Raw genomic sequence first — 13798 nt, 5'->3', positions numbered from 1 at the left:
TATATTTATTACCTGTTTTTGCTATAACTTTAATCGCATCCAATGCTTATCTTTACGACAGAACAGTGTTTAAATAATGGATCGGAAAAAAATATTATTCGTTATAAATCCAATTTCAGGGGGCAAAAAGAAAACTTCTTTTAATAAGCAGGTTTTAGAGGTGCTCGACTTACAAAGATTTAATCCTACTTTCCAACAGACTACAAAACCCAATCACGCATTCGAACTGGGAAAAACGGCCGTGGCCGAGAATTTTGATGCGGTCATCGCAGTGGGTGGCGATGGTACGATCAATGAGCTGGGGTCCGCTTTAGTCGGCACCAACGTACCGCTGGGAATTATCCCAGAGGGTTCAGGGAATGGTTTGGCGTTGTATTTGGGTATCCCCTTAAACGAGACTTCCGCCATTCGTCGTATCAATCGATTTGATGTCGTTGAAGTAGATAGTGGCATGATCAATGAAAGACCTTTTTTCAACATTGCCGGACTTGGTTTTGACGCATCAGTGAGCGATCGCTTTGCGAATGATCCAACGAGGGGTGCGATCGGATATATGCGATCCATCGTCAATGTATTGAGTAATTACAAACCAAGTAGATATACACTCACCATTGACGATGTGGTATATAAAAGAGAAGCTTTCATGATTAGCGTGGCCAACTCACCACAATATGGTAATAATGCGTACATCGCACCTAATGCTTCCGTAAGTGACGGTTTATTGGATGTATGTATTGTACATAAGTTTCCGATGTATATATTACCGATGATGATTTACCATCTATTCAGTAAGACAGCGGACCAATCCGAATATGTGGAAATTATTCCGGGTAAAATGATTCAAATTGAGCGGGATAGTGAGGGGCCGGTGCATGTAGACGGCGAACCTATTCATATGGGAGGAATATTAAATATAAGTATTAAACCCAGTTCATTAAAAATTATTTGTTAAGATAAATTAGATATGGCAAAGCAAAAAAAACAGCGCTACGACGGTGTTGTATATTCAACCGCTGATGATTTTGATTATAGGAATCCGGAAGAGACTCCCGACGAGGAGACACTGCCCAACGAAAAACAACGGTTACGCGTGTTATTAGATAGGAAGGCCCGAAAGGGTAAAATCGTTACATTAGTGGAGGGTTTTGTTGGTAAGGAAGACGACCTGGTAAATTTGGCTAAGACGTTAAAGCAAAAGTGTGGAGTAGGTGGAAGTGCGAAAGATGGAGAAATTTTGATACAAGGAGATTTCAAACAAAAAATATTTGATATTCTTCTTCAAATGGGATACAAGGTTAAAAGTATTGGGTAATAAGGAATACTGATTAGGGTAAAGGTATTATAATTAATGTTTTATATAATATTTTTGTGATTAAAATGCCTTCAGCAAGAATGTGTTTTAATGAGTGAATACTTACTTATTTTTCATATTTAACAATTTAATAATTTGCATATCATAAAAAAAATGGTTTTCATTGTAAAATATTCACCGTCAGGCACCGTTAATGTATATAGAATTTGGGATATGATTGCTGCTGATGATCATCTCAAGCCTCGGAATTAACAGGAATATAATTTAAATGCAAATAAAATTTGACTTTTGTAACAAAATAGTATATTTGTTTTGACGGATGTCGAAATGAAGCGTATTCGTGCTTAAAAATTGAATTAAACATAATAATTAAACAACAGTAAAATCTAAAAATTAGTAAAATGGCAAACGCACCAAAAACTACTAGCCCAGCAAAACAAGAAAGTGGCAACTCCGGTAATGTATTTGCAAGCTTAGCAATCATCATTTGTTTCATAATCGGTTTTCTTGTATGGAATTATGTAATGGGTAATCCTACAAACTTTATTGACGATAATTCAGATAATCAACCAAAACCAGGGAACTATCTTGGAATGGTATATCATGCAGGCGCTGTAGTACCTGTCCTTATTGGATTGTTCTTAATGGTATGGGTATTTTCTATCGAACGTTTTATCGTTATAGGAAAAGCCTCAGGTACAGGAAATGTAGGGATCTTTGTAAGAAAGATTCAAGGATTCTTAAAAAGTCATAATATTGACGCTGCGGTTGCTGAGTGTGACAAGCAAAAAGGCTCGGTTGCTAACGTAATCAAAGCAGGTTTGTTGAAATACAAAGACGTAGAAGCAAATCCGGGTTTAGACGCTGAAAAATCTGCTTTAGCGATTCAAAAAGAAATCGAAGAGATAACAGCATTGGAAATGCCGATGTTAGAGAAAAACTTAAACGTTATCGCTACATTAGTTTCTATTGGTACATTGACTGGTCTATTGGGTACGGTAACAGGTATGATCAAGGCCTTCTCGGCATTGGCAACAGGTGGAGCTCCAGATTCAGCTAAATTAGCAAATGGTATCTCTGAAGCCCTAATCAATACAGCGACAGGTATCGCAACTTCAACTTTTGCGATTGTGATGTACAATATCTTGACGGCAAAAATTGATAAATTAACTTATTCTATTGATGAAGCTGGCTTCTCGATCGTACAAACGTACGCTGCGAACCACAAATAGGGCTATATAAGGTATTTTTATTTTTTTTATGGAAAATAAAAATCTATGGCATCATTAAATAAAAGATAGAGTTGTTAATTTAATAAAACTAAAGAAATGGGTAAAGCAAAAGTAAAAAGAACCAGTACTTCGATCGATATGACGGCGATGTGTGACGTATCTTTCTTGCTACTTACATTCTTCGTTCTAACAGCAACAGCTAGGACGCCCGAGACATTGATTGTCGATACGGCCCCTTCTTATTCTCAAGCTAAATTACCCGATGGTAATTTGAGTGTGATTACGATAGGTGATGAGGGAAAAGTGTTCTATAGCATGAGTGATCCTAATGTACGTGCCGAGACATTGAAAAGTATGTCAAGCAGATACGGTATCTCTTTTACGCCTGAAGAATACGAAAAATTCAAACTTACTGAAGATTTTGGGGTTCCGATTAAAAACTTGAAGCAACTGTTGGCGTTGGAATCTGGACAGAGAACAGTAGAACTTCAGAAAGGTGTACCTGTGGATTCTACGATGGACGTATCAAATGAGCTGTTCCATTGGGTAAAAGAAGCACGTATTGCATCGGCAAAAATTTTGAAAGATAAGGCCATCGTAGATAATAAGGATCCGGATGATATTGAATTGATGACGGTAGCAATCAAAGCGGATGGAGATGCAAAGTTTCCTAGCTTGAATTTAATTATTGAAACGTTACGTAACCAGAAACAAAATAAGTTCAGTTTTGTAACAGGACTTAAAGCTGAATAATATTAAAGAGATATGGCAGAATTAAATCAAGATTCCGGCGGTGGTAAAAAGGGTGGTAAAGTAAGATCCAAGAAAAACGGGGGTAAAGTTGACTTAACCGCGATGGTAGACTTGGCGTTCCTGTTGATCACATTTTTTATGTTGACGACTTCATTGAACAAGCCTCAAGCAATGGACGTTGCTATGCCTGATAAAAATGTTGAAACAGATAGAAATACAGATGTAAACGTGGATGAGCATCGTAGTGTGACGTTAGTATTGGGCTCTGATAACAAGATTGTATGGTATAATGGTTCAATTGCAAGTCCAATTTATCCACCCGCTGTAATCGATTATAGTAAGGACGGAATTCGCGCAGTTCTTCAACGCATGAAAGCAGAAGTTCCAAAAAAGACAGGCGGGAGGGACGTAATTGTTGTTATTCGCCCAAGCGAACAATCTGTAACACGCAATATTATTGATGCACTAGACGAAATGAAAATCGCTGACATTAAACGTTATATGATTTCAAATCGTATTATGCCGGAAGAAGTCGCGCTATTGGAAAAAGAAGGAATCTATAACGATTAGTTTAGGGTTCTAGCATAAAATCAAGAAGTTATGTTTGAAAAATTAAATATATTCAAAAGCGAGTGGCTCGAAGTTGTTTTCGAAGGCAGAAACAAAGCCTATGGAGCATATGAGCTACGTAAGTTAGGGCCTAAGGCGACTAACATCGCTTTAGCTATTGTCGCAAGTGTAGTGGCTGTATTCAGTGCTACGCAAGTCTTCAACATCAGCTTGTTTCCAAAGAAGGATGCTCCACAACAAGAGATTGCTTTTACCGAAGAAGTAACACTGGAAGACCTTGTCGAAGAGTTGCCTCCAGAGGAAGAAAAGCCTCCTGTAGAGGAATTAGCACCAAAAATCGCGGAATCTAAACCTGCTTTAGATGTGGTTGCGTTGCCCGAAATCAAGCCAGTGCCCAAAGAAAAAGCAGTAGAGACAGAAGTAGCTACTGTAGAAGAAGCGACAGATAAGAAAAAACTTATCGGCCCTACAGCCATGAAAGGGATGAAAGGCGGTGCAGTTACTACAGAAGGTAAATGGGGTACAAAAGATGTGGCAGGTGCTGCTACAGGGAGTACCAAAGGGGTTGAAGGTGGTACGGGGACCGCTGGAGCAGACGATATTTTTACCTCGGTAGAGATAGAACCAGAGCCACCAGGTGGTATGTTAGCTTTTCGTAAATGGATTGCCGATCATTATGATTACCCTAGTGGAGCTATCGATGCTGGGGTAAATGGTACACTACATGTCTCTTTTGTCGTAGAAAAAAATGGTGAACTAACAGATATTAAAGTAGTGCGTGATTTGTCATACGGTACAGGACAAGCTGCTGTTACGCTGTTAAAAAAGGCGAAAAAGTGGAGCCCAGGTATTCAAAACGGCCGCCCGGTACGTGTTGCTTACAGCTTACCGATTCGATTGAATTTAACTGGTATGTAATTGGCTTGAAAATTCAATAATGAATAGTAATACAAAGTTTAGACAGAAATCGCCAACGCAGCGATTTCTGTCTATTTTAGGCCTTTTCATGTTTTTAGTGTATTTTACATTAGGCTTATTGATTATATTTTGGAGTAAGTTCCCTTTAGAAATAGACATGCGGTACAAAAAAATGTTTGGCATATTACTTATCGTATATTCTTTTATGCGTTTTATCAGACTATTTCAAAAGAACTTTACCCGTTAAGGTCTTTTATCTTGCCTTAAGAGAGATAGAAGATCTTAACGGGCATTGAATGCAAAACATTTTCAAAAAAGGTGTGAAAGATTAATCTTTTTCCTTTTTTACTAATCTTATTAATAAAATGAGAATATTTAACTGTATATATCTACTCGTTTTTTTCCATTTTTGTTGGACTGGTTGCGGTAATAATAACAATTCGCAGGACGGGGAGAAGGAAGATAAAGAAGATGTATTGAAAGGAAGTATGCAGGTGGGGGTTGATGAGACGGTGTTGCCACTGTTTATGGAGAATAAAGAGGTCTTTGAGAGTTCATATTATAACGCAACGATAGTACCTCAACCGGCAGCCGAAGTACATGCTATTAATGCACTACTAAAGGGTGAAACCAACTTTGCGGTGTTGGCCCGTAAACTAACTGCTGAGGAAAGTCGGTCATTTGAACAGCGAGCTATTAAACCTTACATTTATCCGATCGCATACGACGGCATAGTTTTATTAACAAATAATGCGAGCGCAGATACCAGTTTTAGAGTTGCGGACGTTATAGCGTTATTAAAAGGAAGTAAAGTCAAGGATGTTAAACTTGTTTTTGATAATGTTAACTCAAGTATCTTACGTTATTTTAAAGATTTAGGCACAATCGACAAAATAGCGAGTAATTATGTTGAAGCACTTACTTCATCTGAGGAGGTGTTGCATGAAGTTGCAAATAGTGTGGATAAAATAGGGCTGATAAGTTTTAATCAATATTTATATTTAAAAAGTTCTTTTACAGAAATAGATAAAATTCGTATATTAAGCGTCTTAAACGACAGCGGAGGAAAACATAGATATGTAAAACCTTCACAAGCGAGTTTATCGACAGACGAATATCCGCTAAAAAGAGAGATTTTCGTGTTAAATTATCAACCTAATTTTGGATTAGGAATAGGTTTTTCAGCGTTCTTAACGGGTGATAGGGGGCAACGTATCGTATTGAAGTCAGGGTTACTGCCTGCTACGATGCCCGGTCGAGAGATTATAATAAGAGATAGAATAAATTAGAAACAATAGAGAACACAAATAAAGTTATGACAAAAAGCAAATTATTTTTGAGTCTTTTAATGGCAGGGGCAGTGGTTAGTTCGGTAAGTGCTCAAAGTTTAAAAGATGCTCAAGCAGCAATTGAGGCAGAGCAGTACGATAAAGCTAAAGGTATTTTGCAAAATCTTGTGCAAAAGAAAGCTAAAGATGGTGTAAATTACTTTTACTTAGGTCAGGTACACTTAATCAATGATAAAATTGATTCTGCTGCTATCGTATTTAGTGAAGGTTTAATGAATAGCCCAAAAGAACAATTAAATAACGTAGGATTAGGGATTGTAGATCTGCAGAAAGGAAACGTAGCTGCTGCAGAACAAAAGTTTGCAGTAGCTACATCAGGCTTAGGAAAAAAGGACTATCTGCCATTATATTATGTGGGCCGAGCTTATATTGATGCGCCAAAGCCGGATTATATGAAGGCAATTGAATATTTGACACAAGCGAAATCAAAAAACGCAAAGGACGCATTGATTCCTGTAGCATTGGGGGATGCGTACGTGGGGTTGAATGAAAGTAGCCAAGCGTATCTTAACTATCGTGATGCGTTAAATATTAATGAAAACTTGATTAAAGCAAAAGTGGCTCAAGCCGTTATTATACGTCGTGCGCAGGCTTACGATGTTGCGTTAGAGCAATTAACAAGCTTAAGTGAAGAGTATCCAGCTTTTGGGCCTATTTATCGTGAACTGGCAGAAACACAATTGCAGTTTGCCAAACGTCTTCCACATGATACGGATGAGCAAAAAGCAACGTACGATACGGAAATAGCGAAGGCAGTAGATAGCTATAAAAAATATCTGGCAGTAACCGGTGACAATTCTATAGATGCTCGTGTGCGCTATGCAGATTTCTTGGTATGGGGACAAAAATACGATGAGTTAAAGACTGTTGCGCAACAATTGGAAAATGCACCGGGCGTAGACGCGAAGGTATACCGTTATTTGGGATATATTGCGTTTAACCAAGATGAAGATTACCAAAAGGCAGTTGGCTACTTTGATAAATTGTTTGCAGAATCAGACACTAGCCGTTTGATCGATTATGACTATTTATTTTCAGGTTTGTCTTATATCCAGACTGGAAATGTAGATAAGGGATTGGTAAATCTGAAAATAGCATTAGCAAAAAATCCAGAGATGATGCCGGAAATCGGAACGGCGGGTATGATTGCTTATGGGGAAGGTAAGTATAATGTTGCATCGGGTATTTTCAATATCCCGGCAAGTCAACAAGGTACCGACTATTTCTACGAAGCGAATTTCTTCTTAGGAGATTCAAATTTTCGCGGAGGTATAGCGAAAAAGGAAAAAGGTGAGGATCCGGCAAAAGAATTCGATACCGCATTGAAAGCATTTGATGTTATCATCAAATCGAATGATCAAAAAGTTAATGATGAATATTTAGCACGTGCATTGTATCTAACTGGGTATGTAAACATTTCATTGGATAATGTTAACCCAGAAGAGGCAGATCAATGTAAAGGCTTATTTGTTCCGGCATTTGCCCAATTGATTCAAGTGCTTAAAGATAAAGAAGCAGGTGGTGGTACTATTACAGATACCGAGAAATCATATCTTGTAGATGCGTATAATTATATCGGATATTACCAAATTACGCAGGAGCAGTATGATGCAGCATTGAAGTCATTCAAAAGTTCGCTACAATTATCTCCGGAAGATGAGTTTGCAAATGCTTATATTGAATATCTAGAAAGTTAATAGTTATTTAATATTAATGATTAATATCATAGAATAGGGACTGGTTCAGTCCCTATTTTTTGTGTTAAAAATAGTTATATTTCCTCCATGAACAAGTTCTCAATGGCAGAGGAGAGGTCGATAAGCCTCGGAACGTTAATTCATGGCATTAAACGGGTATTGATGAATAATTGTTTTAATATGCGATACAATTATAATTGCATATAAAAGCAAATTTATCTATGTTTGCTAGAATAATAACAAATTAGAAAACTATGGAAAACCTACAGGGAGAAAGTCTTCCAGTCGATTATATTCCAATACTTATACAGCTTGGGGTGGCTGTAGCATTTGGTGTGTTTGCTATAGTAAGTACACATTTGCTAGGACCAAAGGTTCGTACAGAAAGTAAACTGGAATCTTTTGAATCCGGTGTAAAAGTAATTGGAAACGCCCGTCAGCCTTTTTCTATTAAATATTTTTTAGTGGCCTTATTGTTTGTGGTATTTGATGTAGAGGTTATATTTATGTACCCTTGGGCTGTTAATTTTAGAGAATTTGGAATGGAAGGTCTTATCGAAATGTTTATTTTCATGGGGATGCTTCTGTTAGGATTTATCTATGTCATTAAGAAAAAGGCACTAGATTGGGATTAGAATCGTTATAAATAAAGAATAGCTTTTTTTAAAAGGGTGAAAAATACTATTTTGTGACTGTTCGATCAGTAAAAGACGAGTTAAACCGAATAACAATAATATCATGAGTAACGTAAAGTTAGGCGAAACTCCACCGGGAGTAGAGGGGGCAGGATTTTTTGCAACATCACTGGATAAAGCTATAGGTTTAGCAAGGGCGAATTCCCTTTGGCCATTACCTTTTGCGACATCTTGTTGTGGAATTGAATTTATGGCTACTATGGGCTCGACTTATGATTTGGCTCGTTTTGGTGCGGAGCGGCCAAGCTTTTCCCCAAGACAAGCTGATATGTTGCTCGTAATGGGCACAATAGCAAAGAAAATGGCACCCGTTTTAAAGCAGGTATATATTCAAATGGCAGAGCCGCGTTGGGTGATCGCTGTTGGAGCTTGTGCTTCCAGCGGTGGTATTTTTGATACGTACTCTGTATTGCAAGGTATAGATGAAATTATCCCTGTAGATGTATATGTGCCAGGCTGTCCGCCTAGGCCTGAAGCAATTTTAGATGGTGTACTTCGGCTTCAGGATATTGTAAAAAGCGAATCACTTAATCGGCGCAATACGCCCGAGTATAAAGCATTGTTGGAGAAATACGGAATTGTTACAGATAATGGATAAGTTGGATAATCAAAGTGTTTTAAACCGATTGAAGGATAAATTTGGAGACCAGATTCGAAATCCGCTAGAACCACACGATCTTTTAACCATAGAGACGTCAATTGAAAGTATTATCGACGTATTGCAGTTTGTAAAATTGGATGATGTACTTCAGTTTCGCTATTTGACAGACATTACAGCGGTACATTACCCAAACCAGGAAAAATCTTTTGCGGTCGTCTACCACGTACATAACCTCTTTCAAAATATACGTTTACGTATTAAAGTGTATATTGATGGACAAAATCCGGTTATTCCAACAGCTACCGTAGTTTGGAATGGAGCTAATTGGATGGAACGGGAAACTTATGATTTCTTTGGAATCATTTTCGAAGGTCACCCGGATTTACGACGTATTTTAAATATGGACGACTTGGGTGTTTTCCCGATGCGAAAGGAATATCCCTTAGAAGATCCGAATCGGGTAGATAAAAAAGATTTTTATTTTGGACGTTAAATCCGAGTTAATTATAGAGAAGAGATGAGTGTACCCATCACCAAAATAACAAATAATAAAAGCGTTTTTGTTGATAACGATCCGCAAGATGATCTGATCACCTTAAATCTAGGGCCAACACATCCGGCGACTCACGGTGTTTTTCAGAATGTTCTTCAGATTGATGGCGAGCGTATCGTAAGTGGAATTTCAACAATTGGCTATATTCACCGTGCATTTGAAAAGATTGCAGAACACCGACCGTTCTATCAGATTACACCGCTAACAGATCGTTTGAATTATTGTTCATCCCCCATTAATAATATGGGGTGGCACATGACAGTTGAGAAACTGTTACGTATTGAAATTCCGAAGCGCGTGCAGTATATGCGTGTAATCGTTATGGAACTGGCACGTATTGCCGATCATATTATCTGTAACGGTATTCTAGGTGTAGATACGGGTGCATTTTCGGGATTTTTATATCTCATGCAGGAGCGTGAATTTATCTATGAGATCTTTGAAGAGATCTGTGGCGCGCGTTTGACGACAAATATTGGCCGTATAGGTGGCTTCGAACGGGATTTTAATGAGATCGCGTTTGCTAAAATAGAAGAATTTATCAAGCGATTCCCCGCAGTTTTAGAAGAATTTGAGGAGTTGTTTGTTCGTAATAGAATATTCATAGAGCGTACTTCGGGTGTGGCTGCAGTTACTCCTGAAGAGGCTTTAAGTTATAGTTGGTCAGGCCCTATTCTACGTGCAACAGGTGTCGATTACGATGTGCGTGTTGTTGATCCTTATTGTTCTTACGAAGAATTTGATTTTGATGTACCGGTAGGTACCAATGGAGATGTATACGATCGATTCATGGTACGTAACGAAGAGATGTGGCAATCGATGCGCATTATCGAACAGGCATTGGAGAAAATCTCCAAAGAGCCTTCAGGCGTTTTCCATGCCGATGTACCGGAGTTTTACCTCCCTCCAAAAGAGCAGGTGTATACCAATATGGAGGCGTTGATCTATCATTTCAAGATTGTCATGGGAGAATGGGAAACACCACAATCCGAAGTGTATCATGCGGTAGAAGGAGGAAATGGAGAATTAGGTTTTTACCTGATTCATGACGGTGGTCGTACACCTTATCGTCTTCACTTCAGAAGGCCTTCCTTTATCAATTATCAAATGTTTGCACCTATGAGTAGCGGAATGTTAATTTCCGACGCGATTATTAACATGAGTAGTTTAAATGTTATTGCAGGAGAATTAGATGCTTAGTGTAAAAGAAAATCACCCCGTAGAGTTTTCTGCGGAACTATTAACCAAGTTTGCAGAAGTCGCAAGTCGCTACCCTCAAGGCAAACAAAAATCTGCGCTTTTACCACTTTTACATTTGGTACAGGCAGAATACGGCTGGTTGAGTACAGACGCGATGGATAAAGTTGCTCATTTTCTTCAAATCGAACCGATTGAGGTGTATGAAGTGGCTACTTTCTATACGATGTACTTTTTGCGTCCGCAAGGGAAGTATAATTTGGAAATATGTCGTACAGGTCCATGTTGTTTGGTAGGAGCGGAGCGTATTATGCAGTATATAGAAGATGCACTCGGTGTAAAAGAGGGTGAAGTCACAGCAGATGGATTGTTTTCTTGGCGTGGGGTCGAATGTCTTGCTGCGTGTGGTTATGGTCCGGTATTACAAATCGGTCCGGAATATACTTTTTACGAAAACTTAACAGAACAAAGTGTCGCTCAATTGATTGAAACTTTGAAAAATAAAGCACAAACGGAAGCTTAATCATGATGGGTCGTAAGTTATTATTAGAACATATAGACGTTCCAGGCATCAATACTTTTGATGTGTATCGGCAACAGGGAGGATACCGTGCTGTGGAAAAAGCGTTAAAAACCATGTCGCCCGAAGATGTAGTAGAAGAAGTGAAAAAATCAGGTTTACGTGGGCGAGGTGGAGCTGGTTTCCCAACAGGTATGAAATGGGGATTCTTAGCCAAGCCCGAAGGTGTTCCACGTTATTTGGTGTGCAACGGCGATGAGTCAGAGCCTGGTACATTCAAAGACCGTTATTTGATGACGCATATCCCGCATATCTTGTTGGAAGGTATGATCGTGTCGAGTTTTGCTTTGGGAGCAAATACATCATATATATATATCCGCGGTGAGATGATGCCGCAAATCCGTATTATGGAGAAAGCCATTGCCGAGGCGAAAGCCGCCGGATTTTTAGGTAAGAACATTTTAGGGACGGGGTATGATTTGGAGATCTATGTTCAACCAGGTGGCGGAGCATATATCTGTGGTGAAGAAACAGCGCTATTGGAATCCCTGGAAGGTAAACGTGGTAATCCACGTATCAAGCCACCTTTCCCGGCAATAGCGGGATTGTATGGCTGCCCTACAGTAGTAAACAATGTGGAATCCATTGCAGCTACAGTTCCGATCATCAACGATGGAGGAGAAGAATACGCTAAAATTGGCATTGAACGAAGTACAGGTACAAAACTCATATCCGCTAGTGGGAATATAGTACGTCCTGGCGTATATGAAATAGATATGGGTCTTCCAGTGGAAGAGTTTATCTATTCAGACGAATATTGTGGCGGGATCGCTAATGGTAAAAAGCTGAAAGCTTTGGTACCGGGTGGATCATCGGTTCCCATCTTGCCGGCAAATTTGATTTCCAAAACAATAAATGGCAATGCCCGCTTAATGACGTATGAGTCCTTGGCCGATGGAGGTTTTGCAACGGGGAGTTCGATGGGATCAGGAGGCTTTATTGTCTTTGATGAAGATCAGTGCATTGTGCGCAATACGTGGAATTTCGCCCGCTTTTATCATCACGAAAGCTGCGGACAATGTTCGCCATGTAGGGAAGGAACCGGTTGGATGGAAAAAATATTGCATAAGATTGAAACAGGGAAAGGAAGCATCGAAGACATTGACTTATTATGGGATGTGCAGCGCCGTATCGAAGGTAATACCATTTGCCCCTTAGGAGATGCAGCGGCGTGGCCGGTCGCGGCGGCTATTCGTCATTTTAGAGATGAATTTGAGTGGCATATTACCCACCCGCAAGAAGCACTAAGCAGGAATTACGGATTAGCACATTATGCGGATCCTATTGCACCTGTAGTACAATAATATTAATAGCAGATACGATGGCTGAAGAAGAAGTAAAATTTAGAGTAACGATTGATGGTATTCCGGTGGATGTAGCTCCGGGTACTTCTATTCTGAATGCCGCACGTCAGATTGGTGGGGATATCGTTCCTCCTGCGATGTGCTATTATTCCAAATTGGAAGGCTCAGGGGGAAAATGCCGCACATGTCTTGTAAAAGTTTCTAAAGGATCTGAGAAAGATCCTAGACCCATGCCAAAGCTGGTCGCTTCCTGCCGCACAACGGTAATGGATGGCATGGAAGTACAAAATATTACGTCGCCGGAAGTGGTAGATGCACGTAAAGGGGTTGTGGAGTTTTTATTGATCAATCACCCTTTAGACTGCCCGGTATGTGATCAGGCAGGTGAATGCAAGTTGCAGGATCTGGGTTACGAACATGGTGCCGAGCAAACACGTTATGAATTTGGGCGCCGCACCTTTGAACGTATCGATATTGGAGATAAGATACAATTGCACATGAATAGATGTATCTTATGCTATCGTTGTGTATATGTCGCCAATCAGCTTACCAATAAACGTGAGCATGGCATCCTGTATAGAGGTGATCATTCCGAAATATCTACTTTCATTGAAGAAGCCTTAGACAATGATTTCATTGGAAATGTGATTGATGTGTGTCCAGTTGGGGCGCTTACGGATAAAACGTTTCGATTCAAAAATCGGGTTTGGTTTACCAAACCGGTGGATGCCCATCGGGACTGTCCGTCTTGCTCAGGTAAGGTCACATTATGGTATAAAGGCGCGGATGTATTGCGCGTAACCGGACGTAAAGACGAGTTTGGCGAAGTGGAAGACTTCATCTGTAATACTTGTCGTTTTGATACAAAGCAGACCAACGATTGGATCTTGGAGGAACCTACGCAAGTAGATAAAGAATCCGTAATTAATGCGAATCATTATTACAACTTTAATCCACCTTCTGTTATCACAGAAAATCCGACATTGCAAGAAGCCAATGCCGAACAACTAGCAAGAACTGAAAAATTAAAATAAGTA

Annotated in this window: 15 protein-coding genes; all 15 read left to right on the top strand. The window is 39.4% G+C overall.

The window, feature by feature from the left end; translation table 11 throughout:
- Positions 1 to 76: 76 nt before the first annotated feature.
- Complete coding sequence (locus E4F24_RS07465) at positions 77 to 952, top strand: diacylglycerol/lipid kinase family protein (protein ID WP_235891171.1); 876 nt, start codon at positions 77 to 79, stop codon at positions 950 to 952.
- A 12-nt stretch (positions 953 to 964) separates the two neighbouring features.
- On the top strand, positions 965 to 1312 hold the full coding sequence (locus tag E4F24_RS07460; RefSeq protein ID WP_140938056.1) for a translation initiation factor: 348 nt from the start codon (positions 965 to 967) through the stop codon (positions 1310 to 1312).
- 401 nt (positions 1313 to 1713) lie between these two features.
- Positions 1714 to 2544 (top strand): MotA/TolQ/ExbB proton channel family protein, encoded by an 831-nt coding sequence (locus E4F24_RS07455; protein ID WP_140938055.1) that lies wholly within the window; start codon positions 1714 to 1716, stop codon positions 2542 to 2544.
- A 96-nt stretch (positions 2545 to 2640) separates the two neighbouring features.
- Positions 2641 to 3297 carry an ExbD/TolR family protein gene (locus E4F24_RS07450; RefSeq protein ID WP_140938054.1) on the top strand — a complete coding sequence of 219 codons (657 nt, stop codon included), beginning with the start codon at positions 2641 to 2643 and terminating at the stop codon, positions 3295 to 3297.
- A 12-nt stretch (positions 3298 to 3309) separates the two neighbouring features.
- Complete coding sequence (locus E4F24_RS07445; RefSeq protein ID WP_140938053.1) at positions 3310 to 3867, top strand: ExbD/TolR family protein; 558 nt, start codon at positions 3310 to 3312, stop codon at positions 3865 to 3867.
- Positions 3868 to 3897: 30 nt separating this feature from the next.
- A complete protein-coding gene (locus E4F24_RS07440; protein WP_140938052.1) occupies positions 3898 to 4785 on the top strand; it encodes an energy transducer TonB in 888 nt (295 codons plus the stop codon).
- A gap of 365 nt (positions 4786 to 5150) precedes the next feature.
- The gene (locus E4F24_RS07430) at positions 5151 to 6074 is read left to right on the top strand and encodes a PstS family phosphate ABC transporter substrate-binding protein (protein WP_140938050.1); all 924 of its coding nucleotides are present in this window, start codon (positions 5151 to 5153) and stop codon (positions 6072 to 6074) included.
- A 26-nt stretch (positions 6075 to 6100) separates the two neighbouring features.
- Positions 6101 to 7831, top strand: coding sequence for a tetratricopeptide repeat protein (locus E4F24_RS07425; protein ID WP_140938049.1), 1731 nt, complete (start codon positions 6101 to 6103; stop codon positions 7829 to 7831).
- 254 nt (positions 7832 to 8085) lie between these two features.
- Complete coding sequence (locus E4F24_RS07420; RefSeq protein WP_140938048.1) at positions 8086 to 8466, top strand: NADH-quinone oxidoreductase subunit A; 381 nt, start codon at positions 8086 to 8088, stop codon at positions 8464 to 8466.
- 103 nt (positions 8467 to 8569) lie between these two features.
- A complete protein-coding gene (locus E4F24_RS07415; protein WP_140938047.1) occupies positions 8570 to 9124 on the top strand; it encodes an NADH-quinone oxidoreductase subunit B in 555 nt (184 codons plus the stop codon).
- Positions 9117 to 9620 (top strand): NADH-quinone oxidoreductase subunit C, encoded by a 504-nt coding sequence (locus E4F24_RS07410; RefSeq protein ID WP_140938046.1) that lies wholly within the window; start codon positions 9117 to 9119, stop codon positions 9618 to 9620. Before E4F24_RS07415 ends, E4F24_RS07410 begins: the two co-directional genes overlap by 8 nt.
- A gap of 24 nt (positions 9621 to 9644) precedes the next feature.
- The gene (locus tag E4F24_RS07405; protein ID WP_181182403.1) at positions 9645 to 10880 is read left to right on the top strand and encodes an NADH-quinone oxidoreductase subunit D; all 1236 of its coding nucleotides are present in this window, start codon (positions 9645 to 9647) and stop codon (positions 10878 to 10880) included.
- Complete coding sequence (locus tag E4F24_RS07400) at positions 10873 to 11400, top strand: NADH-quinone oxidoreductase subunit NuoE family protein (protein ID WP_140938045.1); 528 nt, start codon at positions 10873 to 10875, stop codon at positions 11398 to 11400. Before E4F24_RS07405 ends, E4F24_RS07400 begins: the two co-directional genes overlap by 8 nt.
- Positions 11401 to 11405: 5 nt before the next feature.
- A complete protein-coding gene (nuoF, locus tag E4F24_RS07395; protein ID WP_140938120.1) occupies positions 11406 to 12761 on the top strand; it encodes an NADH-quinone oxidoreductase subunit NuoF in 1356 nt (451 codons plus the stop codon).
- 17 nt (positions 12762 to 12778) lie between these two features.
- Positions 12779 to 13795 (top strand): NADH-quinone oxidoreductase subunit G, encoded by a 1017-nt coding sequence (locus E4F24_RS07390; RefSeq protein WP_140938044.1) that lies wholly within the window; start codon positions 12779 to 12781, stop codon positions 13793 to 13795.
- The last annotated feature ends 3 nt before the right edge of the window (positions 13796 to 13798 follow it).

The organism is Sphingobacterium lumbrici, assembly GCF_006476045.1.
GTDB classification, from domain to species: Bacteria; Bacteroidota; Bacteroidia; order Sphingobacteriales; family Sphingobacteriaceae; genus Sphingobacterium; species Sphingobacterium lumbrici.
The sequence above is the reverse complement of the archived record's forward strand: the minus strand, read 5'-3'. Positions and strand labels throughout refer to the sequence as shown.

What these genes read in the sequence shown, in the direction of transcription:
- E4F24_RS07465 (WP_235891171.1), top strand. Translation starts at nt 77, where the DNA reads ATGGATCGGAAAAAAATATTATTCGTTATAAATCCAATTTCAGGGGGC.
- E4F24_RS07460 (WP_140938056.1), top strand. Translation starts at nt 965, where the DNA reads ATGGCAAAGCAAAAAAAACAGCGCTACGACGGTGTTGTATATTCAACC.
- E4F24_RS07455 (WP_140938055.1), top strand. Translation starts at nt 1,714, where the DNA reads ATGGCAAACGCACCAAAAACTACTAGCCCAGCAAAACAAGAAAGTGGC.
- E4F24_RS07450 (WP_140938054.1), top strand. Translation starts at nt 2,641, where the DNA reads ATGGGTAAAGCAAAAGTAAAAAGAACCAGTACTTCGATCGATATGACG.
- E4F24_RS07445 (WP_140938053.1), top strand. Translation starts at nt 3,310, where the DNA reads ATGGCAGAATTAAATCAAGATTCCGGCGGTGGTAAAAAGGGTGGTAAA.
- E4F24_RS07440 (WP_140938052.1), top strand. Translation starts at nt 3,898, where the DNA reads ATGTTTGAAAAATTAAATATATTCAAAAGCGAGTGGCTCGAAGTTGTT.
- E4F24_RS07430 (WP_140938050.1), top strand. Translation starts at nt 5,151, where the DNA reads ATGAGAATATTTAACTGTATATATCTACTCGTTTTTTTCCATTTTTGT.
- E4F24_RS07425 (WP_140938049.1), top strand. Translation starts at nt 6,101, where the DNA reads ATGACAAAAAGCAAATTATTTTTGAGTCTTTTAATGGCAGGGGCAGTG.
- E4F24_RS07420 (WP_140938048.1), top strand. Translation starts at nt 8,086, where the DNA reads ATGGAAAACCTACAGGGAGAAAGTCTTCCAGTCGATTATATTCCAATA.
- E4F24_RS07415 (WP_140938047.1), top strand. Translation starts at nt 8,570, where the DNA reads ATGAGTAACGTAAAGTTAGGCGAAACTCCACCGGGAGTAGAGGGGGCA.
- E4F24_RS07410 (WP_140938046.1), top strand. Translation starts at nt 9,117, where the DNA reads ATGGATAAGTTGGATAATCAAAGTGTTTTAAACCGATTGAAGGATAAA.
- E4F24_RS07405 (WP_181182403.1), top strand. Translation starts at nt 9,645, where the DNA reads ATGAGTGTACCCATCACCAAAATAACAAATAATAAAAGCGTTTTTGTT.
- E4F24_RS07400 (WP_140938045.1), top strand. Translation starts at nt 10,873, where the DNA reads ATGCTTAGTGTAAAAGAAAATCACCCCGTAGAGTTTTCTGCGGAACTA.
- nuoF (WP_140938120.1), top strand. Translation starts at nt 11,406, where the DNA reads ATGGGTCGTAAGTTATTATTAGAACATATAGACGTTCCAGGCATCAAT.
- E4F24_RS07390 (WP_140938044.1), top strand. Translation starts at nt 12,779, where the DNA reads ATGGCTGAAGAAGAAGTAAAATTTAGAGTAACGATTGATGGTATTCCG.